Source organism: Streptomyces sp. NPDC029159, from assembly GCF_055564055.1.
The window spans coordinates 123,020-149,849 of the sequence record NZ_JBVHWT010000009.1 but is presented as its reverse complement, the minus strand read 5'-3'; the positions used below and the strand labels follow the sequence as shown (position 1 = coordinate 149,849).

The following is a 26,830-nucleotide window of genomic DNA, read 5'->3' as shown; positions in this document are numbered from 1 at the left end:
CCACCGAGGAGGCCCCGTGCCCACCGCATCCCCCGCCCCGCTGACCGCCGCCGACACCGTGCTGACCGGCGCCCGGGTGCGCACCCTCGACCCGCGGCGCCCCTGGGCGGGCGCCGTCGCCGTCAAGGACGGCCGGATCGCGGCGGTCGGGGAGGACGCCGACGTACGGGACTGGCGGGGCGCGGCCACCGAGGTCGTCGACCTGGGCGGCGCCACCCTCACCCCGGGCCTCGTCGACGGCCACAGCCACCCCGTCTGGGGCGTCGACATGTCCGACGGCACCGACCTCACCGCCGTCCGCGACCTCCACCAGCTCCGCGCCGCCCTCGCCACCGCCGCCCGCGACCTGCCGCCCGGCGGCTGGGTCACCGGCTGGGGCCTCGACCACAACGCCTTCGGCGACCAGCCCGTCCACCGCGCCCTCATCGAGGACGCCCTCGGCGGCGCCCCCGCCTTCCTCCGCCTCTACGACGGCCACTCCGCGCTGGCCAGCGGCGCGGCGCTGGCCGCCGCCGGGGTCACCGGACCGCGCACCTTCGCCCAGCGCGCCAGCGTCGTCTGCGACGCGGACGGCCCCACCGGGCACCTCATCGAACACGCCGCGATGGAGCTGCTGGCGGACGTCGTCCCGCTGCCCGACCCCGCACAGCGCCGCGCCCGGCTGCTCGCCTCGCTGCACGAGATGGCCGCCGCCGGACTGACCGGCGCCCATGTGATGGACATGCAGAGCCCCGGCGTCCCCGAACTCCTCGACGCCATCGAGGCGGACGGCCACCTCCCCGTCCGCCTCCGCCTCGCCCCCTGGTGCATGCCCGGCATCGACACCGACGGCCTCGACCACCTCGTCGCCCTCCAGCAACTGCACGGCCGCCAGTGGCGGGTCGGCGGCGTGAAGTTCTTCATGGACGGCACCGTCGAGGGCGGCACCGCCTGGCTGGAGCACCCGGACTGCCACGGCGAGTCCACCGACGCCCTCTGGCCGGACCCGGCCGCGTACACCCGCGCCGTCCACCACCTCGCCCGCGCCGGCGTCCGCACCGCCACCCACGCCATCGGCGACGCCGCGGTACGCCACGCCCTCGACACCGTGGAACTCCTCGGTTCCACCTGTGACACGACCGGCTTCCGCCACCGCATCGAGCACATCGAGACCGTCCCCGCCGACCAGCTGCCCCGCTTCGCCGCGCTCGGCGTCGCCGCCTCCATGCAGCCGCTGCACACCGCCTACACCCGCGCCGACCACACCGACGCCTGGTCCCGCCGGGTCGGCGAGGAGCGCGCCGGACGCGCCTGGCGCTGCCGCGATCTGCGCGACGCCGGCGCCGTCCTCGTCCTCGGCTCCGACTGGCCGATCGCCCACCACGACCCGCGCGCCACCCTCGCCACCGCCCGGCTGCGCCGCCCCGCCGGCCACCCCGACACCGCGCCCGTCACCCCCGAACAGGCCCTGACCGGCCTGATGGCGCTGGAGGGCTGCACCACCCACGCGGCGCTCGCCGTCGGCGAGGAGCACGAGGCGGGCCGGATCGTCCCCGGCCACCGTGCCGACCTCACCGCCCTCGCCGTCGACCCGGTCACCGCCCCCGCCGACGACGTCGCCGCCGCCCCCGTCCGGCTGACGATGTCCGGCGGCCGCATCACCCACCGCGGCTGAACGGAGAGCGGGGCCGGGGCAACCGCCCCGGCCCCGGCCGCTGTGTCCCCCGGTCACCGGCCGGGGGACAGGACGTCATCGCGGACGCGGCGTAGAGATGGTGCCCCGGCTGCGCCCGGTCAGCGCCCGAGGATGGGGTCCTGGGGGTGGATGAGGGGGGCCCGGCCCTCGGGCTCTTCCCACGCTTCCTGCCGGCCCAGCGCGGTGATGTCGAGCAGTGGGTAGGCCGGCATCATCACTTCGACGCCGCGGTGGTAGGTCGAGTAGGTGTGGAACACCGTGTCGCCGTCGCGCAGGAAGCTGCTGATGCCGGGCTGTTCGCCGGTGAAGTCCACCATCCATGCCATGCCCGCGCCGGCCAGTTCGTCGGCGTCGCGGTAGTTGTAGGAGGTGGGGCGCACGGCGGGGTCGAGGGTGACATGGAAGTCGTAGTTGAACTCGCTGCCGTACGAGGAGTACCAGGGGAACGTCCAGCCCTGGTCCGTGCGTACCTTCTCCAGCTTCGGGTGGGGCGCGAGGGAGACGGCCGCGAAGGCCGTGTCGCGGGTGCGCAGCTGGGCGCGGGCGCCGTCGCTGAGTCCGTCGGCCATGGCGGTGCAACTGCCGCAGGGCCGCTCCCAGGCCGGATCGAACATCATGTGGTGGACGATGAGCTGCCGGCAGCCGTCGAACAGATCGAGCAGGCTCACCCGGCCCTCGGGCCCGGTGAGCCGGTAGTCCTTGTCGATCCGCACCATCGGCAGCCGCCGCCGGTCGGCGTTCAGCCGGTCGCGGGCGCGGACGAGTTCCTTCTCCCGCTCCAGCAGGTGCTTGCGGGCGGCGAGCCACTCGTCGCGCGAAACGATCTGCGGAAGGCTCATGAGATCCCCCAGTTCGATGCAGCTGGCGTGAGGCCAGCAGGCTAGGCAGAGTGACTTGCATCACGCAAGTAACCGTCGGCTAGCATCGAGAAATGCTGGGCCGGATGTACGAACGCGAGAACTGTTCCGCGGCGCGCGCTCTGGAGTTGGTGGGCGAGCGCTGGAGTCTGCTGATCATCCGCAACGCGGTCTTCGCGGGGACGGTCCGCTTCACCGAGTTCGAGCGTCGGCTGGGGATCGCGTCGAACATCCTCGCCAAGCGCTTGGACGGGTTCGTGACCGACGGGTTGATGGAGTTGCGCGCGCCCGAGGGCGGGGCCACGGGCCGCGAGTACGTGCTCACCGAGAAGGGACGCGAACTCGCGGCGGTCATCATCGCGCTGACGGAGTGGGGCGACCGGTGGGCGGCGCCGGACGGGCCGCCGGTCCTGTTCGAGCACGCCGACTGCGGTGGTCCGGTGCACCTGGCCGCCCGCTGTGACCGGTGCGGGCAGATGCCGGAGCCGACGCAGATCGGGGCCGTGGCCGGCCCCGGCGCGGGCGAGCAGCAGCGCCGCCTCCGCGGACTCCGCCGCTGAGCCGGGCCCGCCCCGGCCCCGCTCAGACCCGCACCAGCTCCCGTTCCCGCCCCACCGCGTGCCGCGCCAGATGGTGCGGCAGCGTCCCGTACCAGAGGAAGGCCACCGCGAAGCCGAACAGCAGGCACAGGGCGCCGCCGAAGGCGTCCAGCCAGAAGTGGTTGGCGGTGGAGACGATCACCAGCAGGGTGAGGAACGGGTAGAGCAGCGCCACCGTCTTCACCCACGCCCGGCGGGCCAGCAGCGCCACCGTCAGACCGCACCACAGCGACCAGCCGATGTGCATCGACGGCATCGCGGCGTACTGGTTCGACATCGACGCGAGGTTTCCGGACGCCATCGAGCCCCAGGTGTTGTGCTGGACGAGGGTGTCGACGAACCCGCCGTCGGCCATCAGCCGCGGCGGCGCCAGCGGATAGAAGTAGTAGCCGACGAGCGCGACGCCGGTGGTGGCGAAGAGCGCCAGCCGGGCGGCGGCGTACCGGCCCGGGTGCCAGCGGTAGAGCCAGACCAGCACGCCGATCGTCGCCACGAAGTGCAGCGTGGCGTAGTAGTAGTTCATCGGCACGATCAGCCAGGTCACGGCGTTCACCGCGTGGTTGACGGTGTGCTCGACGGCGATGCCGAGGGTGTGCTCGACCTGCCAGATCCAGTCGGCGTTCCGCAGCGCCTTCGCCTCCTGCTCGGGCACCGCGTTACGGATCAGCGAGTACGTCCAGTAGCTGAGCGCGATGAGCAGGATCTCGAACCACAGCCGGGGCGCGCGGGGGGCCCGCAGCCGGGTCATCCGGCTCGGGCGGGGAGGGCGCTTCGCGGTCGCACCATGCGGCGGCGGGCTGGCCGGCCGGTCGTCGATGGTCCTCACATGCGCTTCACCCATAGGCAGACAGTTTGCCAGAAAGGGGTTACCCGGCTGTCATTCCCTGGTGGGGTTGGCGACGACCTGTGTACCTCTCGGGGTGGATGCCCCACCCCCGCCTGCCGGGGGCGGAGTGGGCTGTTCCGGGATCTTTGTCCGCTTTGCGGGGGATGCGGGCTCCGCGAGGTCGGGGTCCGCGGCGGGCCACGCCTCGGTGTCCGCGCCCGCCGTCCGCGGCGCCGACGCGGTCGAGCCCCGCACCACCAGCTCCGGGTGGAAGACGAACTCGCTGTGCGGCGCGGGCGTCCCGCCGATCTCCTCCAGCAGGGCGCGTACCGCGGCCTGCCCCATCGCCGGGACCGGCTGCCGGATGGTGGTCAGCGGCGGGTCGGTGAACGCGATCAGCGGGGAGTCGTCGAACCCGACGACGGAGACCTCGCGCGGCACGTCCAGCCCCCGCTGCCGGGCCGCCCGGATCGCGCCCAGCGCCATCATGTCGCTGGCGCACACCACGGCCGTCGCCCCGCGGTCCAGCAGCGCGCCGGCCGCCGCCTGCCCGCCCTCCAGGGAGTACAGCGAGTGCTCGATGCACCGATCGGCCGCCGCCGCGTCCAGCCCCAGCTGTTCGCCCACCGCCCGGACGAACCCCTCGATCTTCCGCTGCACCGGCACGAACCGCCGCGGCCCGAGCGCGAGCCCGATCCGGCGGTGGCCGAGCGCCGCGAGGTGGGTGACCGCCAGGTGCACCGCCGCCCGGTCGTCGGGGGAGACGAACGGCGCCTGCACCTGGGGGGAGAAGCCGTTGATGAGGACGAACGGGACGCCCTGGCCGCGCAGCCGGGCGTAGCGCTGCATGTCGGCGGAGGTGTCGGCGTGCAGTCCGGAGACGAAGATGATCCCGGCGACCCCGCGGTCGACCAGCATCTCCGTCAGCTCGTCCTCGGTGGAGCCGCCCGGCGTCTGGGTGGCGAGCACCGGTGTGTACCCCTGCCGCGTCAGCGCCTGGCCGATCACCTGGGCGAACGCCGGGAAGATCGGGTTCTCCAGCTCCGGGGTGATCAGCCCGACCAGGCCCGCGCTGCGCTGCCGCAGCCGTACCGGGCGCTCGTAGCCGAGGACGTCGAGGGCGGCCAGCACCGATTGGCGGGTGGTCGCGGAGACGCCCGGTTTACCGTTGAGCACCCGGCTGACGGTGGCCTCGCTGACACCCGCCTGCGCTGCGATATCGGCAAGCCGGGCGGTCATGCCAGGGACTTTACCTTTCGCCCCTCAGATTGCCCACCAGGCGCAGCTGTCCCCCGGGAGCACCGCGGACGCCCCCCGGGCGGGCAGCGGCGCGCTGGCCAGCAGCAGCTTTCCGGGTGCCTCCAACGCGACGTCGCCGCCGGTGGTGTTGACGGTGCAGACCACCCCGGGACGGGTGAACGCCAGTACCCCGTCCGGCGCCTTTCGCCAGGTCATCTCGCCGTCGCCCAGGCCCGGCAGCGTCCGCCGCAGCGCCAGCGCCGCGCGGTACAGCTCCAGCGTGGAGTCCACGTCGCCGGTCTGCGCCGCGACCGAGAGGCCGCCCCATCCGGCCGGTTGCGGCAGCCAGCTCCCGCCGTCGCCGAAGCCGTACGAGGGACCGTCCACGGCCCACGGCAGCGGCACCCGGCAGCCGTCGCGCAGCCCGTCCTGCCCGGAGGGGCCGGCGTCGGCGGCGCGGCGGCGGAGGAACGCCGGGTCCTGACGGGCCTCGTCCGGCAGGTCGGTGACCTCGGGCAGGCCCAACTCCTCGCCCTGGTAGAGGTAGACGGAGCCGGGCAGCGCCAGCATCAGCAGCGTCGCGGCCCGGGCGCGGGTCAGTGAACCGAGGCGGGTGGCGTGCCGGACCACGTCGTGGTTGGAGAGGACCCAGGTGGTCGGGGCGCCGACGGAGGCGGTGGCGGCCAGCGACGCGTCGATGACCTCGCGCAGCGCCGCCGCCTCCCAATCCGCCGTCAGGAACTGGAAGTTGAACGCCTGGTGCAGCTCGTCGGGGCGGACGTAGAGCGCCAGCCGCTCCGGGGTGGGCGCCCAGGCTTCCGCGACGCCGATGCGGGCGCCGCCGTAGCTCTCCAGCAGGGTGCGCCAGGAGCGGTGGATGGCGTGGACGCCGTCCTGGTCGAAGAAGGGCAGCGACTGGTTGCCGATCAAGGTGGCCTGGCTGCTGTGGCCGATGTCCGGCAGGCCCGGCGCCTTGACCATGCCGTGCGCGACATCGATCCGGAAGCCGTCGACGCCGAGGTCGAGCCAGAACCGCAGGATCGCCGTGAACTCCGCGTGCACCTCGGGGTCGTCCCAGTTCAGATCGGGCTGTTCGGGGGCGAAGAGGTGGAGGTACCAGTCGCCGCGGTCGGTACGCGTCCAGGCGGGGCCGCCGAACACCGACTCCCAGTCGTTGGGCGGCAGTGCGCCGTCGGCGCCGCGGCCGGGCCGGAAGACGTAGCGCTCCCGGGCCAGCTCCGGGTCGCGGAACCACGGGTGCCGGTCGGAGGTGTGGTTCGGCACGATGTCGACGATCACCCGCAGTCCGTGGGCGTGGGCCGCGCGGATCAGCGCGTCGGCGTCCTCCAGGGTGCCGAAGAGCGGGTCGACGGCGCGGTAGTCGGCGACGTCGTACCCGCCGTCGGCCTGCGGTGAGGCGTAGAACGGCGTGAGCCAGACGGCGTCCACGCCCAGCTCCTTGAGGTACGGCAGCCGCTCGCGGACCCCGCGCAGATCGCCGATGCCGTCGCCGTCGCTGTCCGCGAACGAGCGTACGTAGACCTGGTAGATGACGGCGTCGCGCCACCAGCCGGGCCCGGGGGCCGGTCCGGCGGGGCGGCGGGCGGGGCTGGGGGAGGTGAGCTGCTGGGTCATCTGCCGTCCCTGTTCGTGCGGGGAGGGCGGACGGCGGGCCACCGGTGCGGCGCGGTGCCGCCGGGGCGCCGTGCGCCACCAGGAGTAGGTCGCCTGGCACCGGAATCAACGCGCCAAGGGGCGCCGGGTGACGGCTCGTACGCCTTCCCGCCGCAGACCTTTCCAGCAACCTTGCAGAAATTTCCCGCAAGGTCTTTCGGTTTTCTTGCGGCGCTGTTACGTTCCACCACGCCATCTCAGGCGATTCCCAAAGGAGTTCACATGCGGCGTGGCATACGTGGCGTCACCGCCACCGCACTGGCGGCGGGCCTGGCCCTCACGGCGACAGCCTGCGGTGGCGGCGGTGGTGACAGCAAGGGCGACGACGGAAAGATTTCCGGCACCGTCACCTTCTGGGACACCTCCAACGACGCCGAGAAGGGGACCTACCGCAAGCTTGCGGAAGGCTTCGAGAAGGAACACCCCGGCGTCCACGTCAAGTACGTCAACGTGCCCTTCGGCGACGCCAACGCCAAGTTCAAGAACGCGGCGGGCGGCAACGCCGGCGCCCCCGACGTGATGCGCACCGAGGTCGCCTGGACCGCCGACTTCGCCCACCTCGGCTACCTCGCCCCCCTCGACGGCACCCCCGCCCTCGACAACACCGCCGACTACCTCCCGCAGGCCCTCGGCTCCACCAAGTTCGACGGCAAGACCTACTCCGCCCCGCAGGTCATCGACACCCTCGGCCTCTTCTACAACAAGCAGCTGCTCAAGAAGGCCGGGGTCACCGTCCCCAAGACCATCGACGAGCTGGAGTCCGCCGCGAAGAAGATCAAGGCGAAGACCGGCGCCACCGCCCTCTACCTGCGCGGCGACGACCCGTACTGGTTCCTGCCCTACCTCTACGGCGAGGGCGGCGACATGGTCGACGCCCGCGACAAGACCATCGAGATCGACGACGACGCCGGCACCCGCGCCTTCGCCACCCTCAAGCGCCTCGTCGACTCCAAGGCCGCCGTCACCGACGCCACCGACGGCCAGGAGAACGAACTCAAGGCCCTCAAGGACGGCGACGTCGCGATGGCGATCGACGGCCCCTGGGACATCGAGGGCGCCCGCGCCGGCAAGGCGTTCACCGACAAGGACAACCTCGGCGTCGCCCCCGTCCCCGGCGGCAGCAAGGCCCAGGGCTCCCCGCAGGGCGGCTGGAACCTCTCCGTCTACGCCGGATCCGCCAACCTCTCCACCGCCTACGCCTTCGTCAAGTACATGAGCGGCGCCGACGTCCAGCGCAAGACCACCGAACAGCTCAGCCTGCTGCCGACCCGTACGTCCGTCTACCAGCTCCCGTCGGTCAAGAAGAACGAGATGGTGAAGTTCTTCAAGCCCGCCGTCGACGGCGCCGTCCAGCGTCCGTGGATCGCCGAGGGCAACTCCCTCTTCGAGCCGATCAAGGTCCAGATGAACAAGGTCCTCACCGGCGCCGCCACCCCGAGCCAGGCCGCCAAGGCCACCGGCGACGCCTACCGGAAGCTGCTCAAGGACTACAAGTGACCCTCGCCGCCCGCGTCCGCCGCGCGCTGGCACCCCACTGGTACGCCTGGACGATGGTGGCGCCCGTCACCGTCGTCCTGGGCGTCATCATCGGGTTCCCGCTGGTGCGCGGCGTCTACCTCTCCCTCACCGACGCCGACGAGGCCAACGTCGCCCGCGACATCGGCGTGAACCACCTCCCGGCGACCTACCACTTCACCGGCCTCGACACCTACCGCGCGATCCTCACCGACTCGGTGTTCTGGGGCCGCCTGGGCTGGACCGTGGTCTGGACGGTCGCCTGCGTCGGCATCACGTACCTCATCGGGCTGGGCCTGGCGACGCTCCTCAACCGCCCGCTGCGCGGCCGCACCGGCTACCGCCTCGCCCTGATCCTGCCGTGGGCGCTGCCCGCCTTCGTCTCCGTCTTCACCTGGCGGATGCTCTTCAACGACCGCAACGGCCTGCTCAACTCCGTGCTGACCGGCGGCGGCATCGACGCGGTCCCCTGGCTCAACGACCCCACCTGGGCCAAGATCGCGGTGATCGCCGTCAACGTCTGGCTGGGCGTCCCCTTCATGCTCGTCGCCCTCCTCGGCGGCCTCCAGTCCCTCCCGGGCGAGCTGTACGAGGCGGCCGAGATGGACGGCGCCGGGCCCTGGCAGCGCTTCCGCCACATCACCCTGCCGGGCCTGCGCACCGTCAGCTCCACGGTGATCCTGCTCTCCACCATCTGGACGTTCAACATGTTCCCGGTGATCTTCCTGCTCACCCGGGGCGGCCCCGGCGACGCCACGGAGATCCTGGTGACCTACGCCTACCGCCTCTCCTTCGTCGACAGCCCCCGCGACTTCTCCGGCTCCGCCGCCTGGGGCGTCCTGATCCTCCTGCTCCTCAGCGCCGCCGCCGTCCTCCACCGCCGCGCGCTCCGCAAGCAGGGAGAGACGTGGTGACCATGACCGAGACCGGTACCGGGACGCCTCCCAAGGTCCGCCGCCGCGGCGAGCGCTCGCCCCTCGCCTCCGTCGGCCTGCACGCCACGCTGCTCCTCGCCGCCGTGATCGCCGTCTTCCCGCCCCTCTGGCTGCTGATCACCTCGTTCAAACCGAAGAACGACGCCTTCACCACCGACGTCGTCTCCCACCCCACCCTCGCCAACTACCGCCACGTCCTGGGCGACACCTCGTTCCCGACGTGGTTCGGCAACTCCGTCCTCGTCGTCGCCGTGACCACCGTCGTCGGCGTCCTCCTCGCCGCCACCACCGGCTACGCGCTCAGCCGCTTCCGCTTCCCCGGGATGCGCCCGCTGCTGTGGCTGCTGCTCATCACCCAGATGTTCCCGGTGGCCGTGCTGATCGTGCCGCTCTACAACCTGATGGCGGGCCTCGGCCTCCTCAACCAGCCCGGCGGCCTGATCATCACGTATCTGACCATCGCCGTGCCGTTCTGCGCCTGGATGATGAAGGGCTACTTCGACACCATCCCCGTCGAGATCGACGAGGCGGGCCGCGTCGACGGCCTCAGCCCCTTCGGCACCTTCTGGCGGCTCGTCCTGCCGCTCGCCCGCCCCGGCCTCGCCGTCACCGGCTTCTACACCTTCGTCACCGCCTGGGCCGAGGTCGCCTACGCCTCCGCCTTCATGACCGGCGACGAACACCTCACCCTCGCCGGCGGCCTGCAGACCTTCGTCAACCAGTACACCAACGACTGGGGCTCGATGACCGCCGCCGCCGTCCTCATCGCCGTCCCGGCCACCGCCGTCTTCGCCTTCGCCCAGCGCCACCTCGTCGCCGGACTGACCGCCGGCACCACCAAGGGATGACATGACTCCGGACCCGACCGCACCCGCCCCGAGCCAGGATTCCGCCCGCCCCGACTGGTGGCGTGACGCGGTGATCTACCAGGTCTACCCCCGCAGCTTCGCCGACGCCGACGGCGACGGCATGGGCGACCTGGAAGGCATCCGCCGCCGCCTGCCGCACCTGCGTGACCTCGGCGTCGACGCCGTCTGGCTCTCCCCCTTCTACGCCTCCCCGCAGGCCGACGCCGGCTACGACGTCACCGACTACCGCGCCGTCGACCCGATGTTCGGCACCCTCGACGACGCCGACGCCGTCCTGCGCGACGCCCACACCCTGGGCCTGCGCGTCATCGTCGACCTCGTCCCCAACCACTGCTCCGACCAGCACCCCTGGTTCCGCCAGGCCGTCGAGGAGGGCCCCACCTCCCCGCTCCGCCACCGCTTCCACTTCCGTGACGGCCGCGGCGAGCACGGGGAACTCCCGCCCAACGACTGGGAATCCGTCTTCGGCGGCCCCGCCTGGACCCGCCTGCCCGACGGCCAGTGGTACCTCCACCTCTTCGCCCCCGAACAGCCCGACTTCAACTGGGAACACACCGCCGTACGCGACGAGTTCCGCTCCGTGCTGCGCTTCTGGCTCGACCGCGGCGTCGACGGCTTCCGCATCGACGTCGCCCACGGCCTGATCAAGGCCGCCGGTCTGCCGGACATCGGCCGCGGCAGCCAGGCCACCCTGATCGGCAACCAGGAACTGCCCTTCTTCGACCAGGACGGCGTCCACGAGATCTACCGCGACTGGCGCACCCTCCTGGACGAGTACGACGGCGCACGCATCGCCGTCGCCGAGGCATGGGCCCCCAGCCCCGCCCGCACCGCCCGCTACGTCCGCCCCGACGAACTCCACCAGGCGTTCAACTTCCACTACCTCGGCACCGCCTGGGACGCCCCCGCCCTCCGCGAGACCATCGACGCCTCCCTCGACGCGATGCGCCCCGTCGGCGCCCCGGCGACCTGGGTCCTCTCCAACCACGACGTGGTCCGCCACCCCACCCGCCTCGGCGGCGGCGCCCGCGCCCGCGCCGCGACCCTGCTGATGCTCGCCCTCCCCGGCTCCGCCTACCTCTACCAGGGCGAGGAGCTGGGCCTCCCCGAGGTCACCGACCTGCCCGACGAGGCCCGCCAGGACCCCGCCTTCGCCCGCCGCACCGGCACCTCCGGCCAGGACGGACTGCGCGACGGCTGCCGCGTCCCGATCCCCTGGGAGAAGGGCGGCTGCTCCTACGGCTTCGGCCCCGGCGGCAGCTGGCTCCCGATGCCGACGGAGTGGGGCGCCCTCTCCGTCGCCGCCCAGACCGGCGACCCGGACTCCACCCTGGAGCTGTACCGCGCCGCCCTCGCGACGCGCCGCACCCACCCGGGACTCGGCGCGGGCACCGACCTCACCTGGCTGGACGCCCCCGACGGCATCCTCACCTTCCGCCGCCCCGGCGGCCTCGTCTGCACCGTCAACACCACCGACACCGCCGTCCGCCTCCCGGCCCCCGGCACGCCCCTCCTCTCCTCCGGCCACCTCCCGCCCACCGACAGCGAATTCATCCTCCCGCCCGACACCACCGTCTGGTGGGACGCGTGAGCGCACCGGCCTCCCGCGCCACCCCCCGCCTCGCCGACCTCGCCGCCCAGGCGCAGGTCAGCGAGGCGACCGCGAGCCGAGTCCTCAACGGCCGCGCGGGCGTCGCCGCCGCCACCCGGCAACGCGTCCTCGCCGCCCTCGACGTCCTCGGCTACGAACGCCCCGTCCGGCTCCGGCGCCGCAGCGCCGGGCTGGTCGGGCTGGTCCTCCCGGAACTCACCAACCCGATCTTCCCGGCGTTCGCCCAGATCATCGAGCAGTCCCTGGCCGGCCACGGCTACACACCGGTCCTCTGCACCCAGATGCCGGGCGGCTCCACCGAGGACGAACTCGTCGAGCAGCTGGAGGAACGCGGCGTCACCGGCATCGTCTTCCTCTCCGGCCTGCACGCCGACACCGGCGCCGACCCGGCCCGCTACCTCCGCCTGCGCGACCGCGGCGTCCCGTACGTCCTGATCAACGGCCACCGCCCGGACATCCCGGCCCCGTCCGTCTCACCCGACGACGGCGCCGCCGCCCGCATGGCCGTCGACCACCTCGCCGCCCTCGGCCACACCCGCATCGGCCTCGCGGTCGGCCCCGAACGGTTCGTCCCCTCCCGCCGCAAGGCGGCCGGCTTCACGGCGGCGCTGGCGGACCGCTTCGCCTTACGACGCACGGACGCCGAACGCCGCATCCGTCACACCCTCTTCACCGTCGAGGGCGGCCACGCCGCGGCCGACGCCCTCCTCGACGACGGCTGCACCGGCCTGGTCTGCGGCAGCGACCTGATGGCCCTCGGCGCCGTCCGCGCCGCCCGCGGCCGCGGCCTCGCCGTCCCCGACGCGATCTCCGTCGTCGGCTTCGACGACTCCCCGCTGATCGCCTTCACGGACCCACCCCTGACGACGGTCCGCCAACCCGTCCAGTCCATGGCCGCGGCCGCCGTCGACACCCTCATCGAGGAACTCCAGGGCCACCCCGTCCGCCACACGGAGTTCGTCTTCCAACCGGAGTTGGTGGTGCGGGGGTCCACGGGGGTGGTACGGGGGTGAGCGCCCGGGGCGTGTCTCCTTCGCCCGTCGTGTGCCTGCGCGCACCTGTGGGGAGCCGCGCCTCGGTGGGCGGCAGGCCGGGTGCCGCGTCGGCTCGGTACCATCCTGCCGTGATCACTTCCAGCGCTCGCACCACGGTCTTCGACATCGACGGCACTCTCTGCTTCGACGGAAGGACGATCGACAGCAAGATCCTCGCCGCCGTGGCGGACTGCGAACGCGCCGGCCACCAACTGGTCTTCGCCTCCGCCCGGCCGGTCCGCGACCTCCTGCCCGTCCTTGACGGGGCCTTCCCCGCCGCCACACTGATCGGCGGGAACGGCAGCCTCGTCTCGGTCGGCGGCCAGATCCGGGCGCGGGCCGCGTTCGGCACCCTCGAACTCGATGCCTTGCTCGCAGAGGCCGAGCGGTTCCAGGCGGGCTACCTCGCCGACGGCCCCTGGGACTACACCTACACCGGTCCGGCCGACCACCCGATCCGCAACCGCGTCGACCAGGGCCGCCTCGCCCGCCGGGTCGCACTCGCCGATCTCCCCGCCGTCGTGAAGTTCCTCGTGGTCGACGCAACCGACATGGCGGCCCTCGCCGAGGCCGGCCGCGCGCTCGGGATGACCGTCAACCACCATCTCGACGAGGCGATCATCGACTTCGCCCCGGGCACCACGAACAAGTGGGAGGCCCTGACCTCGCTGGGGATCGACGCGTACAACGCCTTCGGCAACGACATCAACGACCTCGACCTGCTGCGCCACGCACAGCACGGGGTGCGCGTCGGCACCCACCCGGGCCTGGACGGCGTCGCCCGTGTCACCGTCGCCCCCGACCCGGATGCCATCGCCGCGGAGATCTCCCTCCTGGCCGCCACGGCACCCGCGGCCTGAGGGCTCCACCTAGCCCTGAGCGACCGCGTACGCGACGAAGTCCCGCCAGGTACCGGACGTGACGGCGAGCTGGGGGCCGTCCTTGTCCTTGGAGTCGCGGATGTGGATGCTGGTGGGGGAGGCCGCCACCTCGACGCAGCTGTCGCCGGAGCTGCTGCTGTAGCTGCTCTTGAACCAGGCCAGGTCGGTGGTGCTCATAGCGCTCCTCGCATCCGCTGCAACAGGCTCAGAGAGTCATCCAGGGAGAGAGCCTGCGAACGCATCCTGGCATACCGCATCTGGAGCATGCTGACCACTTTGGGGTCCGAGACGAACTGGCCGTATTCCTGGCCCTCGCAGTACGCAAACCACTTCCCGCCGGTGACCTCTGCAAGTTGGATCGGACCGGCCAAGCCTGAGTGAGTCGGCCGTACTTGCGGCATCACCTGCACCTCGACATTCCGCAGGGAGGCGACCTCGATGATGTGGTCGATGAGTTCCCGTGTCACGTTGCCCCCGCCCAAGCCGCGCAGAAATAGGTGCTCTTCCAGAATGAAGCTGAAGGCGGTGTTCGGCCGCTCTTTGAGCAGGCGCTGCCGTTCCAGCCGAGCCGCCATGTGCTCAGAAATCTGTTGGTCGTTCAGCGGCGGCAGATGGTTGTGGAACAGGGCTTGGGCGTACGCCTCTGTCTGCAACAGCCCCGGAATCATGCGGCACTCGTACGTATACAAACTCAGCGCTTTCTCCTCCAGCGCTGCCCACTGACGGAACCAGGCCGCCAATCCCGGCTTGCGGGCGAGGTGCGGGGCCATCGCCCGCAGCACCCCGTGCGCGTCCAGCACTTCCTCCGCCTGCTGGATGAAATCAGGCGGAGGGAACCGCCTGCCCTGCTCGATCGACGCCACCGTCTGGGCCGAGAACCCCACCATTGGTGCCAGCTGTTCCTGCGTCAGGTCGGCTCGTTCCCGGAGCGTCTTGACTGCCGCGCCGAACGCCTTGAGGCTGTCCGTGGACTCCGGCTCTCCGCCGCCCGTGTTCCCTGCCATCTCCGGCCACCTCCGGTGTGCTCCGTGCCGCCCCTCCGGCCAACTCGGCCATGCTCACGGTCCGTTACCCGTACTGTCCACTCTCCGCACCCGTACGCTAACCAAGCGTACGGGCGCAGGTGCTGGTCAGCGGGCGAGTTGGGCCGCCAACTTGGGCACATGCACGCCTCATCCGCCACTGCTGCGGCCCCCACCCCCGTTACCGCGCGTGTGTTCGTACAGCGCTTCAGTGCCACCCGACGCGGCGCCCGCCTCGCCCGGCGGCTGGCCACCGCCCAGCTCGACGCCTGGGGCACCCCGTACGGCACCGAACGCTCCGACACCGCCCTGCTCGTCGCCGAACTCGCCGCCAACGCCGTCCTGCACGGCCGCGTCCCGGGCCGCGACTTCGAGCTACGGCTCACCCTCGTAGCCGGTCCCGACGGGCGCGACCGCCTACGGATCGAGGTCGCCGACACCCGCACCGAGGCCCGGCCACCGGACCCGGCCGCCCTCCGCCCACCCGCCCCGCACGCCGAATCGGGCCGCGGCCTCCTCCTCGTATCCGCCCTCGCCGACCACTGGGAGGTCACCGGCCGCCTCGGCGTCGGCAAGATCGTCCGCGCGGAGGTGGGGCTGTGATCGCCCGCGGTCCGGCACCCGTCCCGACATGCACCCGCCCGCCACCCCGGCGATCCTGGGAGAAGCGCATCCCTCGGGGGGCCGGGCGCGGGACGCGGTCCGGCTGCCGCAGCCGATGAGGAGGGCGCATGGGACACCACCATCACAAGCCGAACAAGGCGGTCGAGGGTGACCCGGACGCGGGCCATGGGCGCGGGATGCCCCGGCGCCCCGACGGACGCGAGGCCGAGCGCCGTACCGAGGGGGACCGCCGGGAGGCGGGTTTGCCCGACGGCGCGGGGAAGGACGAGGCGACCCGGTACGCGGAGGAACGGGCCGAGGTGGAACGCGAGGCGGACAGCGGCACCATGCCCCGCAGCGTCGCCCCGCGGAAGCAGCGGAACCCGTACCCGCCCTCCGACTACGAGGAGTGAGCGCGGGGCCGTCACTCGTACGGGCGGGCCGGAGGCCCGGGCGAGCCGGGCGCGCGGGCCCCGCCGCGCCCGCAGGTCGGGCGTCCGCGCAGGTCAGAGGTACGGAGCGGGAATCAGAGGTACGGAGCTGGAATGAGTCAGGGACCCGAACCGATCAGCGCCGCCGAACGCCGCGCGCTGGAGCGGGACCGCGACGCGCTGCGCGCCGCCCACGCGGCCGACGCTCCGGCGCCGCAGGACTCCGGCCAGGCGGGCGACCGCGGCGACGAAGCCGACCAGTCGGAACGCGTCGACGAGGCCACCCACATCGGGGTCCGCCTCGCGGAGATCACCCTCCGCCTGCACGAGGGCGAACGCGCAGGCGTGCCGCCCGTCGACGCGGTCGGCGTGGGCAGCACCGTCACCGTGCGCTTCCCGGACGGCGACCGCGCCACGCTCCACCTCGCCCGCCTCGCCTCCGACCGCGACCCGACCCTCGTCACCGCCGACAGCCCCCTCGGCCACGCCCTCCTCGGCCACGAGGCGGGCGACCGCGTCGAGTACGCCACCCCCGACGGCCGGCAGACCGTCCACCTGCTGTCGGTCGGCGAACCGGGGCCGGAGAACGGACGGTAGCGGGCCGGCGGCGGAGGGCGTACGCAGGTCCTGGCGTGGCCTGAACTGAGCCGGCCTGACCTGCCCCGGCGTGGTGTGGGCCGCCGTGCCTCGACGGGCACCCGGCACCGGCCGGGGCACCGGTCACCGCCCGCAACCGCCACCCGCTCACGCCCCCAGACACCCCCGCACCGCCGCCACCAGCCGGTTCGCCCGGGCGTCGCCATGGCCGATCATGCGGTTGGCGACATACGCGAAGCCGACGCCGTACGCATCGTCACCGAACGCGAACTGGCCGCCCGCACCGTCGCTGCCGAAGCTGCGCGCACCGAGCATCGGCCGAAACGGCGCATCCAGCAGGAACCCCGCACCCCAGCGGACCCCGGCGTCGAACCCCAGCCAGCCCGCGCCGGACGACAGCTCCCGCACCACATCCGTCACGGACTCCGGCGTCAGCAACCGCCCGTGCCCGCCCAGACCCGTGACGGCCGCCGCGTACAGCCCGGCGAGACCCGTCGCGGAGGCCACCGCGCCCGCGCCCGGCAGCTCCGCGCCGAGCAGCGCCGGATCGTTCCAGCCGTACGGCGCGTCGGTGCCGGGGAAGACCAGCGCACCGTTCATCGTCACGATGCGGGTGAGCAGATGCTCCGGCCCCGGCATCGCGGGCCGCCCCGCCGCCTCCGTCAGCACCGCCCGGCCCGCCATCTCCGCCTCCGGCAGCCCGATCCAGGCCCGCAGCCCCAGCGGATCACCCACCGCCCGGCGGAAATACGCCCCCGGCGTCAGCCCCGTCAGCCGCCGGATCACCTCACCGAGAACGAACCCGAAGACATGGCCGTGGTACTCGTACGACGCACCCGGCTCCCACAGCGGCTGCTGCCGCTCGACGGCACGGACCACCGGCGTCCACGCGGCGATCTCCTCGAACGTCAGCTTCCGGTCGAGGACCGGTATCCCGGCGCGGTGCCCGAGGACCATCCGGCAGGTGATCTCCTCCTTGCCGTGCCGGGCGAACTCCGGCCAGTACCGCGCGATCGGCTCGTCAATGTTCAGGAACCCTTCCTGAACGAGCAGCTGTACGCACACCCCGACCAGGCCCTTGGCGCACGAGAACACCGGCACGGCGGTCTCCCGCTGCCACAGCCGCCCCGTCCGCGCGTCGGCGGTCCCGCCCCACAGCTCGACGACCTTCCGCCCGCCGACGAACACCGTGACCGCCGCGCCCAGCTCCGGAAAGTCCGCGAAGTTCCGCGCGAACACCTCGGCAACGCCCCCGAAGCCCTCGTCCACCTCGCCCCGACACCGCTCCACCGGTCCCGCCCCTCCACCCGTACGCTCCCGACGCGCGGCACCCCGCCCGCCGCCGACCGCGACACCGTACGGCGCCACCCGCCCCGACACGAACGGATTTCCGTACGACGGGACCGGCCCGGAAGACGGCACGTGCAGCGTGGGGCGCCATCGAAAATGGCGCCAACTCGCGCTTATACGGCCGGAGTTGAGGGGCGAGACCCCATCGGGCGCCTCGCCTTCCCGGCCGTCAGACGCCGAACGCCGCCGGGTAGCGGATCGTCCCGGACGGCACCGGCACATCCGGGTCCAGCGCCATCGCCATCAGCGCCTCGTCCGGCACGTCGAACGGCGCGCGGATGCCGAACCGGGAGGCGGGCACGAACCCGAACCGCGGGTAGTACGTGGCGTGGCCGAGGACCACCACGAGGTTCTCGCCCTGCGCCCGGGCCGCGTCCAGCGCCGCCCGGATCGCCGCCGACCCGGCGCCCGTCCGCTGCGCCGACGGCACCACCGCACAGGGCGCGAGGGCGAGCGCCGGCCGCCCGCCCACCTGGCAGCGGGTCAGCAGCGCGTACCCCACCGGCGTCCCGTCCGACGCGAGCGCGAGGAACGACAGCCCGTCGATCCACGCCCCGGAATCGGCCCGCAACGCCTCGACGATCCGCGCCTCCTCGGGGGTCGGGAAGGCGGCGAGGTTGATGTCCCGGACGGCGGGGACGTCGGCGGGGGTTTCGGGGCGGGTGATCCAGGGGGTCATGGCATTCCAGGGAGTGGGGGGTGGACGGTGCGGTTGCGGTTGTCCAGCTGTTCTGGTCGTTCCGGCTGTTCCAGCCGCCGTTCCAGTCGTTCCAGCTGTCAGCTGTTCCAGCCGTTCGGGTCGTTCCGGCCGCTGTTCCAGCCGTCCCGGCCGTCCGGCTGTTCCAGTCGTTCCAGGGTGGCTCGGTCTCAGGTCGGTGGTCAGTCCCAGGTCATATCGATACGGTCCGCGAAATTCCGGTATCCGGCGCGTCGGAACGCGTTCGACATGGGGGCGTTGCCGAGGTCGGTGGCGGCGCGGATGCGGGGCACACCCTGCGCGGCCAGGACGCGGGTGCCCTCCGCGAGCAGGGCGTCGGCGTAGCCGCGACCGCGGTGCGCGGGCACCACGCCGAGGTAGGCGATGATCGCGTGGTAGTCGTTGCGCGCCGGAATCACGAACCCGACCGGCTCCCCACCGGGCAGCACCGCGACCCGCCACCACCCTTGCGGGCTGCGGTAACGCACCAACTCCTCCTCGTACTGCCGGACCGCCGCCTCCCGCGCGGACATCCGCCCCACCGCGGCCCGGCTGTGCGCATCCAACGTGCCGTCCAGCACCGCCGCCATCAGCCCCAGCAACTCCTCTCGGTCGTGGGGCGGCCGGAAGACGAGCGGGCCGGGCGCGCGTACGGGACCGGCCCCGCATTCCAGGGTTCCTGGTGCGTCCGCGGCATCGTGCGGGGTCCACTCCCACCGCAACCGCTCGACGAACAGCCGGGCACCGGTCCGCTCCAGCGCCGCCATACGGCTCTCCACGGCACGCCGCTCCACCGGATCAGCACGCCAACCGGGCGGGAGGAACCGCAGGTACTCGGGGCGCACACCCTCCGGCAACACGGCGGACGACGCGGCGCGCAGCAGCCGCACCCCCGCATCGAACGGATCGGGGCCCGCGGCGGTCGTCCCGGAGCCGTCGGGTGCGGCGCCCGCGTCATCGAGATCGAAGATGTCCAGCAGCGCCGGGACCTCCTCACCCGGCCACGACCACCAGGCCACCCGCGCCAGCACCCGGTCACCGTGGAGCGCCACCCACATCCACGACGGCTTCCGGCGCCCCTCCGCGAGGTCGCCGGCCACCTCGTCGTTGAGGACGTACGGGAGGCGGCAGAAGAGGTTCAACTCCTCGGGCCCGCGCAGGGCGCGCAGCACGAGGCCGCCCGCCCCGGCCCGGCTGCCTGGAGCGGCCTCCGGGGGAATCTCTGCTGTGCCGGGGGAGTCGAGGGCGTGGTCCGGGTTGCTCAGGGGGGTGCTCCGGTGGTTGCTCGGGTTGGAGGTCGGGCGCGGACGGTCGTTCGCGCGTCGGTGGTTCTCCTGCGTGGTCAAGGCGCACTCCTACGGGGCGCCCCGCCCCTCCGGGATCAGCGGGATTCCGTGTCCCGGGAGGACGCGGGCGCGGTGACAGCGGTGGTCATGCCTGCCCCCTCCTTCCGATGTCGCGGCCGTCGGCCACACCTGCGGGCGGGCCGAGGACTCACCTTTCCGAGCCGGAACAGCGACCGCAAACCCTTTTCCGGGAGCCGGACGCGTAGGGGTGGACGGAACGGTGGCACACCGGTTCCGACGGGCCGGAGCCGTGGGCGGGCAGCTCCGTAGTAGGCCGTGCCCGCCTGCTGCTCCGCAGGACGTACTCACCTGCCGTGCCGCAGGACGTACCCGCTTGCTGTGCCACCGGATCAGCCCGCGCCGGGCGCGTGGGCCCGGGGCGCCAGGTGCCCGGGCCTCCGGCCGGGCGGACCGAGGCGTGCCGAGGAACGCCACCGTGCGATTGCTGACGTAAGGGCGTACGGAGGGCTGTACGGGCAGGGGAGTGAGGAGCCGGCGGCAGGCCGGGGCGGCCGGGGCGCGGCCCCTGACGGGCAGCGGTACCTGCGCCGACCTGTGGAATCGATCACGGCCCCTGCCCACGCAACACCGGGGCCTTTACTCTCCTTTGCACGGGCCGGACGGCGCGGCCGGGTGGCCCGCCCGGTCGGCTCCCCGCCCGACCGATGATCTGTCCCGCGTGAGGAGAATCGCCTGTGACCATCGCCCCCACCGGACATGAAAGCCCCCGTCGGAGCAGTCGCGAGAGCTACTACGAGCGCACGGACGAGCACCACTACAAGCCGACCCCCCATGCCCAGGGCGCCTGGAGCCTCGACGAACAGCACTTCGGTCCGGTCTCCGGACTCCTCGCGCACGTCCTCGAGCGTCACCTCGCCGAGCGCCCCGGATCCGGGCTGGCCATGGCCCGGATCAGCTACGACATCCTCGGACGCATCGCCTTCGAGGAGTGCGAGGTCACCGTGGAGACGATCCGGCCGGGCCGGACCATCGAACTCCTCGAAGCCGTCCTGCGGATCGGCGACCGCCCGGTCGTCCGCGCCCGCGCCTGGCTCCTCGCCTCGCTCGACACCACCGCCGTCACCGACACGCCCTTCGAGCCCCTCCCGCACCCCGACACCCTCGCCCCGTGGACGATGGGCGACACCTGGGGCGGCGGCTACATCGCCTCCCTCGACGCCCGCCGGATCCCGTCGCAGCGCAAGGGCCGTAACCAGGCGTGGATCTCGTCCACCGTCGATCTGGTCGCCGGCGAGCCGCGCAGCGAACTCGCCTCCTACCTCACGTTCGTGGACACCGCCAACGGCATCGCCGTCCAGCAGGACCCCGCCGCGTGGATGTTCCCCAACGTGGACCTCACCATCCACCTGCACCGCACGCCCCGGGGGCCCTGGACCGGGCTGGACACCAGCGTCACCTTCGGTCCCACCGGCCAGGGCGTCACCAGCAGCATCCTGCACGACCTCCACGGCCCCGTGGGCCACGCGGAACAGATCCTCACCGTCCGGCCCATGCCTGTCGGCTGACCCCGGAGGCGCGCCGGGCCGGTCATGGGCGCCTGCCCGCCCGGCCCTGCGGGGGCCTCCGGCCGGAGGGCTGGAAGGCCGGGCTAGAGGGACGGGCTGGAGGGGCGGCGCCGGCGGGAGTGAAATCACCGGGGGCTTCCCCCCCCCCGCCCCCTCCCACCCCCGCCTCCCCTCCCTACCCCTACCCCTCCCGCCCCTCCCCGTCCGGTACCCACCGCAGGACCTCGCCCGGCTGGCACTCCAGGACCCGGCAGATCGCGTCGAGCGTGGTGAACCGCACCGCCTTGGCGCGGCCGTTCTTCAGGACCGCGATGTTGGCGGGGGTGATGCCGACGGCGGCGGCGAACTCCCCCACCGAGAGGCCCCGGCGGGCGAGTTGCACATCGAGGTCGACGATGATCGCCATCAGATGACCTCGGCCATCTCGCTCTGCAGCTCCGTCGCCTTGTGCAGCAGGCCCCGCATGACGACGACGAGCATCGCGAAGGCCGCACCCACCCCGACGGCCGCGAGGGCCGCACCCAGGGCGCCGATGACCTCCATGCCGTCGTCGGGCGAGGGTATGGAGGCCAGCGAGAGGTGCCCGGTCACCCCGGCAGCCAGCAGGGTGGCCACGAGGGAGGCGCCGATGATGACGTCGACCCAGCGGAAGGCCCGCGGGGTGAAGAGCGCGCCGCGCCGCACCATGGCGAGCAGCCGCCACACGGCGATCAGCCCCACCTGGACGCAGGCCACCCCGGCGATGGCGATCGCCGCGTACGGCACGGCGAACGGGGCGTACGGCGGGAAGCGGTCGACCTCTTCGGCGGCGGTCCCCGGGATGATCACGCATTGCGCGAACAGGCCGAACAGGATCGCCGCGGCGATGGCGGCCTTGAGCGCGACGATGAGGAGTCGGTGCATGTATCGAATATCGATGGGTTTCCATCGAAAGTCAATCGATATGCGAGAGGTGTGGAGAAGTGGGCTGTCCGCCGGGGGGCGTCAACTCGCCTTCGGTACGCGGAAGATCCGGTTCAGCTGATGCCGGAGCACCTCGGTGGCCGACTCGGGGGTGCGCTGGCCGGTGAGGATGCTCGTGCCCAGCCCGGCGGCGAGTGCGAGCAGGGTGATCGCCTCCGTCCGTGCGTCGGTGTCCGGGACGAGGAGTCCGGCCTCCCGGGCCTGTTCGAGCAGTCCGGTCACGGCGTCCTCGGCGGCGTCGGGGCGCTGGAGGTAGGGCTGGGCGGCGAGCGCCTCGTCGGTCACGGCGAGCAGGGCGTACGAGGTGAGGACGAGGTGGAAGGCGCGGCTCTCCTCGTCGGTGGGGAGTGAGGTGGTGAGGAGCGCCTCGACGATCGCGCGTGGTCCGGGGTTCTCGCCGGCCGCGCGGACCCGTGCGGTCACCCGCTCGCTGAACTCGTCGGTCAGCTGCTGGAGGCCGTGGAGCAGCAGGTTCTCCTTGGTCTGGAAGTAGTACTGCACCAGGCGGAGGGAGATTCCGGCCTCGGCGGCGACGTCGCGCATGCCGACGGCGTGGAGTCCGCGGCGGGCCGCGACCCGGACGAGGGCCCGGCCGATCTCGGCGCGCCGTTCGTCGTGGTCCACGCGCTTGGGCATCGGTGCTCCCCGGGGTCGGTCCGTCCGGCCGCTGCGGCCTCGGATTTTCATGGTACCGCCGTATCGCCAACGTGGTACGGTCGTATCACGAAAACGAGGCCCCCAGGAGGTGCCACCGTGTCCGACACCGCCACCCGCGCCCCGGCCGACATCGGCCGCTACGTCAACGACGCCCTGCGCGACCGGTACTTCGCCGCCTGCGACGCCGTCCACGCACTGGGCGCGCCCGCCCGCGCGGAGTACGACGTGGAGACCTCGTTCGGGACCACCCACGTCTACCGCTACGGGCCCGAGGAAGGCACCGCGGCCGCCGGACGCGCTGCCGACCGCACCCCCGTCGTCCTGGTGCACGGCGCCGGCGGCTGCGCCGCCACGTGGTACCCGAATACCCCGGCGCTCGCCGCCGAGCGCACCGTCTACGCGCTCGAAACCCCGGGCGACGCCAACCGCAGCGTGCACCGCGCCCCGCTCCACCAGCCCGAACGCGCCGCGCAGTGGCTGGACGAGGCGCTCGCCGGACTCGCCCTCGACCGCGTCCACCTCATCGGCGCCTCGTACGGCGGCTGGCTCACCCTCAACATGGCGCACCGGCGGCCCGGACGCCTCGCCTCCGCGACGCTGATCGACCCGGGCGGGCTGGAGAAGGTGGGGCTGCGGTTCTTCGCCTGGGTCTTCGTGAGCCTCTTCGCGACCGCCGCGCCCAAGGCGCTCCGGCCCCGTCTGGCGGCCTGGCTGGAGCAACCGGTCCTCGTCGTACCGGAGTTGCGCGCCATGGTCCGGGCCGGGGTCCGCGCCCACCGCATCCGCCGCCCGGCGCCCCGGCCGCTCACCGACGACGAGATGCGCACCCTCCGCACCCCGCTCCACCTGGTCCTCGGCCGGCGGAGCCTCCTCCTCGACCCGAAGCGGCAGGTGGAACGCGTCCCGCGGCTGGTCCCCGGCGCCCACGCCGTCATCCTGGAGCGCACCGGCCACGGCCCGCAGTTCGACCACGCCGACGAGGTCAACGCCCGGATGCTCACCTACCTGGACGGCGTCGACGACGCGGCCCGCGAAGGGGACGGCGCGCAGGGGAGGGCGTGACGGGTGCGCACCGGGCACGGCGGGATACGGCCCGCCGTGCCCGGTCCCGTCTCAGGCCCGCTGCGGCGCCAGCGCCAGCAGCCGGACCGCCAGATCCGCGAACATCCCGTCCGGCGGCTCCTTCTCCAGGAAGGCGCGGACGATGTCCGCCATCCCGTCGTCGTACGCCGCGCTCACCGCCGCCAACGCCGCGAAATCGTGGACGAGTTGCCGCTCCAGATCCCCGCGCGGCACCGTGCGGCCGTCCAGCCACAGCAGCGCCGTGGTCTCCGCCAGCGACACCCACGAGCGCACCACCAGCGTCAGCCGCGGCGACGGCGCGGTGACCTCCAGATGCGCCAGGATCTGCTCGTACGCGGCCTGGCGCACGCCCTCGATCAGCGCGCCGGTGCGGCCCGAACCGATCGCCGGACCGCCCCGCATCAACGCCGAGAAACCCGGCCCGTGCCCGTCGACGAAGTCGAAGAACCGCTCCATCACCCGCAGCAGCCGCGCCCCGAGCGGCCCCTCGTGCGGCTCCTCGAACCGCGCCGTCAGCTCCTCGGCGGCGCGCCGCAACGCGGCCTCGTACAGCTGCTGTTTGCCCGGGAAGTAGTGGTACACCAGCGGCCGCGATATCCCGGCCGCCTCGGCGATCTCGTCGATCGACACGTCCTCGGGCGAACGGTGGCTGAAATGGTCGAGCGCGACGGAGATCAACTGCTCCCGCCGCTCCTCGACGCCCATCCTGCGGCGCGCCCCGGTCGTCATGGCGCACACCTTAACGACCCGGGGCGCCCGCCCCGCTCACAGGTCCAGCGTCAGCGACGCCCCCCGCGCCCGGGACACACAGAGCAGCATCGAACCGTCGCGCTCGGCGTCGGTCAGCAGCTCGTCGCGGTGGTCGACCTCGCCCGCCAGCACCCGCTGCTGGCACGTCCCGCAGAAGCCCTGCTCGCAGGAGTACAGCAGATCCGGCAGCGCCTGCTCACGGATCGCCCGCAGCGCGCTGGTGCCGGGCTCCACCGTCACCGTGCGGCCGGTGCGGGCCAGCTCCACCTCGAACGGGGTGTCCCCGGCGGTCGCTTCGGGCGCGGCGGCGGGCGCGAACCGTTCGGTGTGCAGCGTCAGCCCCTCCGGGCCGTCCGGCAGCAGCGCCGCCACCGCGTCCATCAGTGGATCCGGGCCGCAGCAGTACACCGCGGCGTGCGGCGGCGCCGCGGCCAGCGCGGCCGCCAGATCGGGCCGCCCGTCGGTGTCCTCGGCCACCACCGTCAGCCGCTCCCCGCCCGCCAGCTTCTCCAGTTCCGCCAGGAACGGCATCGACGCCCGCGAACGCCCCGCGTACACCATCCGCCACGGCACCCCCTCGGCCTCGGCCTGCCGCACCATCGGCAGCAGCGGCGTGATGCCGATACCGCCCGCGACGAAGAGGTACGCGTGCGCGTCGGCCAGCGGGAAGCGGTTGCGCGGGCCGCGCACCTCCACCTCCACGCCCTCGCGCAGCGCCTCGTGCACCTCCCGCGAACCGCCCCGCCCGTCCGCGATCAGCCGCGTCGCGACGGTGTACGACCCGGCGCCCGGCGCACCCGCGTCCGCCGGATCCCCGCACAGCGAGTACTGCCGCACGGTGCCCGACGGCAGGACCAGATCGAGGTGCGCGCCCGGCTCCCAGGCCGGCAGCCGCTCGCCGGTCAGCCGCAGCGCCACCACGCCCTCGGCCGCCTCGGTGCGCTCCGCGACCCGCAGCCGCAGCCCGCCGGCGCCCCGGCCGCCGCCCCGGCCCGAGACCGGCTCCTCCAGCGCCGGCATCGGCCACAGCGGCGACCGCGCGATGCGGCGGCGCAGCGCGGAACGCGCCAGCAGCGCCGCGGCCACACCGCCCACCGCCAGCGCGGACCGTACGGCACGGGAGAGAGGAACGACGGACATCTCAGGCGCCTCCAGGGGATCCGGCCTCGGCACAGGCCGCGGCGGGGGAGCGGGCCAGATAGGCCGCGGCCTGCGCGGTGCTGCCGTGGTGCGAGGGGTGGTACGACGGGCTCAGATACTGCGGGGCGGCCCGGAGGATGGCCGCGGGATCCGGCAGCACGCCCTCCCGGCCACCGCGCCAGAAGTCCTTCGCGGACGCCTTGCCGTCGCGCAGCGTCGGATCGTTCGCCATGAAGAAGCGGATCCCGCGCTGCCACAGGAAGACCAGCGCGCCGAAGGCCAGCGCCCAGGTGCGGGCCCGGCGCCGGTAGCCGCCGTCGACGTGCAGGAAGAGTTCGTAGGCGACCGACCGGTGCTCGACCTCCTCCGCACCGTGCCAGCGCAGCAGGTCCAGCATCACCGGGTCGGCGCCCTTCGCGTCCAGCGCCTCGGCGTTGAGCACCCAGTCGCCGAGGAAGGCGGTGTAGTGCTCGATCGCCGCGATCAGCGCGATCCGCTCCCGCAGCCACCACGCCCGCGCCCGCCCCGGCGGCAGCGTCCGGTCGCCGAGCAGCTTCTCGAAGAACCAGTCAACCTGCGCGGTGTACGGCTCCGGGTCCAGGCCCTGCGCCCGCAGATGCGGCAGCACCCCGTCGTGCGCCTGCGAGTGCATCGCCTCCTGCCCGATGAAGCCGATGACGTCCTCCCGCAGCCGGGCGTCACGGATCAGCGGCAGCGCCTGCCGGTAGACGTGGACGAACCAGCGCTCACCGGCGGGCAGCAGCAGATGCAGCACATTGATGGTGTGGGTGGTGGACGGGTCCCCGGGGACCCAGTGGAGAGGGGTGCCGGCCCAGTCGAACGCGACGTTGCGGGCCTTCAGCGGCACATGCTCCTGTGCGACCGGCTCGGGCCGCGGCGACGCCTTGTTAGACATGGCGTCAATTTACTGGGAGGTAAGGCGTTGGCA

At 73.0% G+C, this 26,830-nt stretch carries 28 protein-coding genes; 13 read left to right on the top strand and 15 right to left on the bottom strand.

What is annotated here, in order from left to right; genetic code table 11:
* Positions 1 to 40: 40 nt before the first annotated feature.
* Entirely contained in the window at positions 41 to 1,654 is a 1,614-nt protein-coding gene (locus tag ACZ4U4_RS19295; protein WP_467875879.1) for an amidohydrolase, read from the top strand.
* A gap of 119 nt (positions 1,655 to 1,773) precedes the next feature.
* Here the strand turns inward: ACZ4U4_RS19295 and ACZ4U4_RS19290 are convergent, their stop codons facing one another.
* On the bottom strand, positions 1,774 to 2,514 hold the full coding sequence (locus ACZ4U4_RS19290) for a DUF899 domain-containing protein (RefSeq protein ID WP_467875561.1): 741 nt from the start codon (positions 2,512 to 2,514) through the stop codon (positions 1,774 to 1,776).
* Positions 2,515 to 2,606: 92 nt separating this feature from the next.
* On the opposite strand from ACZ4U4_RS19290, the gene ACZ4U4_RS19285 reads away from it, so the two are divergent.
* A complete protein-coding gene (locus tag ACZ4U4_RS19285; protein ID WP_467875559.1) occupies positions 2,607 to 3,092 on the top strand; it encodes a winged helix-turn-helix transcriptional regulator in 486 nt (161 codons plus the stop codon).
* A 22-nt stretch (positions 3,093 to 3,114) separates the two neighbouring features.
* Here the strand turns inward: ACZ4U4_RS19285 and ACZ4U4_RS19280 are convergent, their stop codons facing one another.
* Genes ACZ4U4_RS19280 through ACZ4U4_RS19270 form a run of 3 tightly spaced genes read right to left on the bottom strand, consistent with a single transcriptional unit; the run spans position 3,115 to position 6,831 of the window.
* A complete protein-coding gene (locus tag ACZ4U4_RS19280; protein ID WP_467875557.1) occupies positions 3,115 to 3,972 on the bottom strand; it encodes a phosphatase PAP2 family protein in 858 nt (285 codons plus the stop codon).
* A 36-nt stretch (positions 3,973 to 4,008) separates the two neighbouring features.
* On the bottom strand, positions 4,009 to 5,196 hold the full coding sequence (locus ACZ4U4_RS19275) for a LacI family DNA-binding transcriptional regulator (protein ID WP_467875555.1): 1,188 nt from the start codon (positions 5,194 to 5,196) through the stop codon (positions 4,009 to 4,011).
* A gap of 24 nt (positions 5,197 to 5,220) precedes the next feature.
* Positions 5,221 to 6,831, bottom strand: a complete 1,611-nt coding sequence (locus ACZ4U4_RS19270; RefSeq protein WP_467875552.1) for a glycoside hydrolase family 13 protein — start codon at positions 6,829 to 6,831, stop codon at positions 5,221 to 5,223.
* 261 nt (positions 6,832 to 7,092) lie between these two features.
* On the opposite strand from ACZ4U4_RS19270, the gene ACZ4U4_RS19265 reads away from it, so the two are divergent.
* The 6 genes from ACZ4U4_RS19265 to ACZ4U4_RS19240 all read left to right on the top strand — a co-directional run bounded on the left by ACZ4U4_RS19265 (position 7,093) and on the right by ACZ4U4_RS19240 (position 13,695).
* Complete coding sequence (locus ACZ4U4_RS19265) at positions 7,093 to 8,367, top strand: extracellular solute-binding protein (RefSeq protein WP_467875549.1); 1,275 nt, start codon at positions 7,093 to 7,095, stop codon at positions 8,365 to 8,367.
* Complete coding sequence (locus ACZ4U4_RS19260) at positions 8,364 to 9,299, top strand: carbohydrate ABC transporter permease (protein WP_467875547.1); 936 nt, start codon at positions 8,364 to 8,366, stop codon at positions 9,297 to 9,299. The genes ACZ4U4_RS19265 and ACZ4U4_RS19260 overlap by 4 nt, the downstream gene beginning before the upstream one ends.
* Before the next feature lie 2 nt (positions 9,300 to 9,301).
* Positions 9,302 to 10,168: a sugar ABC transporter permease gene (locus tag ACZ4U4_RS19255; RefSeq protein ID WP_467875544.1), complete on the top strand. Its 867-nt coding sequence runs from the start codon at positions 9,302 to 9,304 to the stop codon at positions 10,166 to 10,168.
* Position 10,169: 1 nt separating this feature from the next.
* Positions 10,170 to 11,780 carry a glycoside hydrolase family 13 protein gene (locus ACZ4U4_RS19250; RefSeq protein ID WP_467875541.1) on the top strand — a complete coding sequence of 537 codons (1,611 nt, stop codon included), beginning with the start codon at positions 10,170 to 10,172 and terminating at the stop codon, positions 11,778 to 11,780.
* Positions 11,777 to 12,814 carry a LacI family DNA-binding transcriptional regulator gene (locus ACZ4U4_RS19245; RefSeq protein WP_467875537.1) on the top strand — a complete coding sequence of 346 codons (1,038 nt, stop codon included), beginning with the start codon at positions 11,777 to 11,779 and terminating at the stop codon, positions 12,812 to 12,814. Before ACZ4U4_RS19250 ends, ACZ4U4_RS19245 begins: the two co-directional genes overlap by 4 nt.
* Positions 12,815 to 12,924: 110 nt before the next feature.
* Positions 12,925 to 13,695 carry an HAD hydrolase family protein gene (locus ACZ4U4_RS19240; protein WP_467875535.1) on the top strand — a complete coding sequence of 257 codons (771 nt, stop codon included), beginning with the start codon at positions 12,925 to 12,927 and terminating at the stop codon, positions 13,693 to 13,695.
* Positions 13,696 to 13,704: 9 nt separating this feature from the next.
* On the opposite strand, the gene ACZ4U4_RS19235 is transcribed toward ACZ4U4_RS19240, so the two are convergent.
* Positions 13,705 to 13,893, bottom strand: coding sequence for a DUF397 domain-containing protein (locus tag ACZ4U4_RS19235; protein WP_467875533.1), 189 nt, complete (start codon positions 13,891 to 13,893; stop codon positions 13,705 to 13,707).
* On the bottom strand, positions 13,890 to 14,720 hold the full coding sequence (locus ACZ4U4_RS19230) for a helix-turn-helix domain-containing protein (RefSeq protein WP_467875530.1): 831 nt from the start codon (positions 14,718 to 14,720) through the stop codon (positions 13,890 to 13,892). The genes ACZ4U4_RS19235 and ACZ4U4_RS19230 overlap by 4 nt, the downstream gene beginning before the upstream one ends.
* A gap of 159 nt (positions 14,721 to 14,879) precedes the next feature.
* Here ACZ4U4_RS19230 and ACZ4U4_RS19225 point away from each other — a divergent pair, with 159 nt between their 5' ends.
* From ACZ4U4_RS19225 to ACZ4U4_RS19215, 3 genes are all read left to right on the top strand, one after another.
* Positions 14,880 to 15,341: an ATP-binding protein gene (locus tag ACZ4U4_RS19225; protein ID WP_467875527.1), complete on the top strand. Its 462-nt coding sequence runs from the start codon at positions 14,880 to 14,882 to the stop codon at positions 15,339 to 15,341.
* Positions 15,342 to 15,469: 128 nt separating this feature from the next.
* Positions 15,470 to 15,754, top strand: a complete 285-nt coding sequence (locus tag ACZ4U4_RS19220) for a hypothetical protein (RefSeq protein ID WP_467875524.1) — start codon at positions 15,470 to 15,472, stop codon at positions 15,752 to 15,754.
* Positions 15,755 to 15,886: 132 nt separating this feature from the next.
* On the top strand, positions 15,887 to 16,369 hold the full coding sequence (locus tag ACZ4U4_RS19215; protein ID WP_467875521.1) for a GreA/GreB family elongation factor: 483 nt from the start codon (positions 15,887 to 15,889) through the stop codon (positions 16,367 to 16,369).
* Positions 16,370 to 16,516: 147 nt separating this feature from the next.
* Here the strand turns inward: ACZ4U4_RS19215 and ACZ4U4_RS19210 are convergent, their stop codons facing one another.
* The 3 genes from ACZ4U4_RS19210 to ACZ4U4_RS19200 form a co-directional block, all read right to left on the bottom strand.
* Positions 16,517 to 17,659, bottom strand: a complete 1,143-nt coding sequence (locus tag ACZ4U4_RS19210; protein ID WP_467875518.1) for a serine hydrolase domain-containing protein — start codon at positions 17,657 to 17,659, stop codon at positions 16,517 to 16,519.
* A 229-nt stretch (positions 17,660 to 17,888) separates the two neighbouring features.
* The gene (locus ACZ4U4_RS19205) at positions 17,889 to 18,398 is read right to left on the bottom strand and encodes a GNAT family N-acetyltransferase (protein WP_467875516.1); all 510 of its coding nucleotides are present in this window, start codon (positions 18,396 to 18,398) and stop codon (positions 17,889 to 17,891) included.
* Between the two features lie 200 nt (positions 18,399 to 18,598).
* Complete coding sequence (locus ACZ4U4_RS19200; protein ID WP_467875877.1) at positions 18,599 to 19,585, bottom strand: GNAT family N-acetyltransferase; 987 nt, start codon at positions 19,583 to 19,585, stop codon at positions 18,599 to 18,601.
* Positions 19,586 to 20,457: 872 nt separating this feature from the next.
* On the opposite strand from ACZ4U4_RS19200, the gene ACZ4U4_RS19195 reads away from it, so the two are divergent.
* Positions 20,458 to 21,288, top strand: a complete 831-nt coding sequence (locus ACZ4U4_RS19195) for a thioesterase family protein (RefSeq protein ID WP_467875513.1) — start codon at positions 20,458 to 20,460, stop codon at positions 21,286 to 21,288.
* Positions 21,289 to 21,469: 181 nt separating this feature from the next.
* On the opposite strand, the gene ACZ4U4_RS19190 is transcribed toward ACZ4U4_RS19195, so the two are convergent.
* From ACZ4U4_RS19190 to ACZ4U4_RS19180, 3 genes are all read right to left on the bottom strand, one after another.
* Positions 21,470 to 21,694 (bottom strand): helix-turn-helix domain-containing protein, encoded by a 225-nt coding sequence (locus tag ACZ4U4_RS19190; protein ID WP_467875511.1) that lies wholly within the window; start codon positions 21,692 to 21,694, stop codon positions 21,470 to 21,472.
* Positions 21,694 to 22,191: a DUF2975 domain-containing protein gene (locus ACZ4U4_RS19185; protein ID WP_467875508.1), complete on the bottom strand. Its 498-nt coding sequence runs from the start codon at positions 22,189 to 22,191 to the stop codon at positions 21,694 to 21,696. Before ACZ4U4_RS19185 ends, ACZ4U4_RS19190 begins: the two co-directional genes overlap by 1 nt.
* A gap of 81 nt (positions 22,192 to 22,272) precedes the next feature.
* Positions 22,273 to 22,887, bottom strand: coding sequence for a TetR/AcrR family transcriptional regulator (locus ACZ4U4_RS19180; protein ID WP_467875505.1), 615 nt, complete (start codon positions 22,885 to 22,887; stop codon positions 22,273 to 22,275).
* 117 nt (positions 22,888 to 23,004) lie between these two features.
* On the opposite strand from ACZ4U4_RS19180, the gene ACZ4U4_RS19175 reads away from it, so the two are divergent.
* The gene (locus tag ACZ4U4_RS19175; protein ID WP_467875502.1) at positions 23,005 to 23,970 is read left to right on the top strand and encodes an alpha/beta fold hydrolase; all 966 of its coding nucleotides are present in this window, start codon (positions 23,005 to 23,007) and stop codon (positions 23,968 to 23,970) included.
* Positions 23,971 to 24,021: 51 nt separating this feature from the next.
* Here the strand turns inward: ACZ4U4_RS19175 and ACZ4U4_RS19170 are convergent, their stop codons facing one another.
* Genes ACZ4U4_RS19170 through ACZ4U4_RS19160 form a run of 3 tightly spaced genes read right to left on the bottom strand, consistent with a single transcriptional unit; the run spans position 24,022 to position 26,797 of the window.
* Complete coding sequence (locus ACZ4U4_RS19170) at positions 24,022 to 24,720, bottom strand: TetR/AcrR family transcriptional regulator (protein ID WP_467875499.1); 699 nt, start codon at positions 24,718 to 24,720, stop codon at positions 24,022 to 24,024.
* Positions 24,721 to 24,756: 36 nt separating this feature from the next.
* Complete coding sequence (locus tag ACZ4U4_RS19165; RefSeq protein ID WP_467875496.1) at positions 24,757 to 25,881, bottom strand: PDR/VanB family oxidoreductase; 1,125 nt, start codon at positions 25,879 to 25,881, stop codon at positions 24,757 to 24,759.
* 1 nt (position 25,882) lies between these two features.
* Positions 25,883 to 26,797 carry a metal-dependent hydrolase gene (locus ACZ4U4_RS19160; protein ID WP_467875493.1) on the bottom strand — a complete coding sequence of 305 codons (915 nt, stop codon included), beginning with the start codon at positions 26,795 to 26,797 and terminating at the stop codon, positions 25,883 to 25,885.
* Positions 26,798 to 26,830: the final 33 nt, after the last annotated feature.

Coding starts and splice junctions, on each gene's coding strand:
- ACZ4U4_RS19165 (WP_467875496.1), bottom strand. CDS start 25,881: ATGTCCGTCGTTCCTCTCTCCCGTGCCGTACGGTCCGCGCTGGCGGTG.
- ACZ4U4_RS19215 (WP_467875521.1), top strand. CDS start 15,887: ATGAGTCAGGGACCCGAACCGATCAGCGCCGCCGAACGCCGCGCGCTG.
- ACZ4U4_RS19230 (WP_467875530.1), bottom strand. CDS start 14,720: ATGGCAGGGAACACGGGCGGCGGAGAGCCGGAGTCCACGGACAGCCTC.
- ACZ4U4_RS19170 (WP_467875499.1), bottom strand. CDS start 24,720: ATGACGACCGGGGCGCGCCGCAGGATGGGCGTCGAGGAGCGGCGGGAG.
- ACZ4U4_RS19185 (WP_467875508.1), bottom strand. CDS start 22,191: ATGCACCGACTCCTCATCGTCGCGCTCAAGGCCGCCATCGCCGCGGCG.
- ACZ4U4_RS19190 (WP_467875511.1), bottom strand. CDS start 21,694: ATGGCGATCATCGTCGACCTCGATGTGCAACTCGCCCGCCGGGGCCTC.
- ACZ4U4_RS19205 (WP_467875516.1), bottom strand. CDS start 18,398: ATGACCCCCTGGATCACCCGCCCCGAAACCCCCGCCGACGTCCCCGCC.
- ACZ4U4_RS19265 (WP_467875549.1), top strand. CDS start 7,093: ATGCGGCGTGGCATACGTGGCGTCACCGCCACCGCACTGGCGGCGGGC.
- ACZ4U4_RS19290 (WP_467875561.1), bottom strand. CDS start 2,514: ATGAGCCTTCCGCAGATCGTTTCGCGCGACGAGTGGCTCGCCGCCCGC.
- ACZ4U4_RS19285 (WP_467875559.1), top strand. CDS start 2,607: ATGCTGGGCCGGATGTACGAACGCGAGAACTGTTCCGCGGCGCGCGCT.
- ACZ4U4_RS19180 (WP_467875505.1), bottom strand. CDS start 22,887: ATGCCCAAGCGCGTGGACCACGACGAACGGCGCGCCGAGATCGGCCGG.
- ACZ4U4_RS19160 (WP_467875493.1), bottom strand. CDS start 26,797: ATGTCTAACAAGGCGTCGCCGCGGCCCGAGCCGGTCGCACAGGAGCAT.
- ACZ4U4_RS19220 (WP_467875524.1), top strand. CDS start 15,470: ATGGGACACCACCATCACAAGCCGAACAAGGCGGTCGAGGGTGACCCG.
- ACZ4U4_RS19270 (WP_467875552.1), bottom strand. CDS start 6,831: ATGACCCAGCAGCTCACCTCCCCCAGCCCCGCCCGCCGCCCCGCCGGA.
- ACZ4U4_RS19225 (WP_467875527.1), top strand. CDS start 14,880: ATGCACGCCTCATCCGCCACTGCTGCGGCCCCCACCCCCGTTACCGCG.
- ACZ4U4_RS19275 (WP_467875555.1), bottom strand. CDS start 5,196: ATGACCGCCCGGCTTGCCGATATCGCAGCGCAGGCGGGTGTCAGCGAG.
- ACZ4U4_RS19235 (WP_467875533.1), bottom strand. CDS start 13,893: ATGAGCACCACCGACCTGGCCTGGTTCAAGAGCAGCTACAGCAGCAGC.
- ACZ4U4_RS19280 (WP_467875557.1), bottom strand. CDS start 3,972: ATGGGTGAAGCGCATGTGAGGACCATCGACGACCGGCCGGCCAGCCCG.
- ACZ4U4_RS19250 (WP_467875541.1), top strand. CDS start 10,170: ATGACTCCGGACCCGACCGCACCCGCCCCGAGCCAGGATTCCGCCCGC.
- ACZ4U4_RS19255 (WP_467875544.1), top strand. CDS start 9,302: ATGACCGAGACCGGTACCGGGACGCCTCCCAAGGTCCGCCGCCGCGGC.